This window comes from Methylobacterium trifolii (assembly GCF_022179685.1).
Lineage (GTDB): Bacteria > Pseudomonadota > Alphaproteobacteria > Rhizobiales > Beijerinckiaceae > Methylobacterium > Methylobacterium trifolii.
In genome coordinates, this window is the sequence record NZ_BPRB01000290.1 from 1 (window position 1) to 1,157 (window position 1,157).

The following is a 1,157-nucleotide window of genomic DNA, read 5'->3' on the forward strand; positions in this document are numbered from 1 at the left end:
GCCCTGGTTGCCGAACAAGGAATCCTCGCCCTGGTTGCCGAAGATCGCGTCCGCGCCTGATCCCCCGGAGATGCTGTCGTTGCCGCCCCGGCCCAGGATGGTGTCGACCGCCGCACCGCCGCGGATCAGGTCGCTCGACGCCGTGCCGTCGATCGACGTGCCGTTCTGGAAGATGAGGTCGAGGGCGACCGCGTCCCCGTTGCGGAAGTTCATCCCCGAGACGTTCACGTAGACCGAGTCGGCGTCGAAAGACACGGAGTTGGCGGTCAGCCCGAGGGTGTTGCTGGACGAGTCGATGGAATAGCCGACGATCGGTGCCACCGTCCCGTCGACGTCGCTCAGGACGTAGCCGTTGAACAGGCTGCTGAGGTTGGCTCCGGCAAAGCCCGAAAACCGGGTGTCGTCGATGCGATAATCGATGCGGGCATCACCCACGTCGATGTCCGCATTGACCACTTGCGACGCGTCGTTGGGAATGTCGAACCGGCTCGTGTTCGCGAACTCGACCGTCCCGTCGGCGACGCGGGCGACCGACTGGTAGGAGATGCTGGTCCCGATGCGGGGATAATAGATGTTGAGGGCGACGTTCCGACCCAGGAAACCCATCCGATGCCTCGATGCGCTATGACGATGAGGCTTGAGTTAAGACCCAAACATGAACACGCATTTAAGCGGCTAGCCTGTCGTTTATCGGATCACGTCAAATAAAAACGGCATCCATTGTAAGCTATAGTTGCGGTATGGTGAAGATCGCCGAAGCGGGCCGATCCGGCGATGGACGGCGCGGCGACGGCGCGCCCTCTCGCCCGCGACGCCGGCCGGCGGGATTGCGTCCGCAGGCCTGCTCCGCGTTGTCCCACTGCCCAGCCTGGATTAAGGAGACCACTTCCGGGAAAGGGGCCGCTCCGCGCGCCTCTGACATCCGGCACGTCCCGATCTCCCACGTGCCACTTCACGGGCAGGCAGCGCATGGCGCGCGATACATCCGACACCACCCCGCTCACCACCCGCGCCGAACTGATCGCGTGGTTTGCCGAAGGCGAGAAGCCGCGCGAGCGCTTCGCCATCGGCACCGAACACGAGAAGATCCCGTTCTACCGGGCGAGCCGCGAACCGGTGCCCTATGAGGGCGAGCACGGCATCCGCGCCCTGCTGGA

General features: G+C 64.5%; 1 protein-coding gene and 1 pseudogene. One reads left to right on the top strand and one right to left on the bottom strand.

Annotated features, from left to right (window positions below):
* The coding region (locus tag COGEMETH_RS22145) for a calcium-binding protein (protein ID WP_373875417.1) at nt 1-606 on the bottom strand (606 nt) is incomplete at its 3' end.
* A gap of 363 nt (nt 607-969) precedes the next feature.
* Here COGEMETH_RS22145 and COGEMETH_RS22150 point away from each other — a divergent pair.
* Nucleotides 970-1,157: pseudogene (locus COGEMETH_RS22150) on the top strand (glutamate--cysteine ligase); the annotation flags it as partial.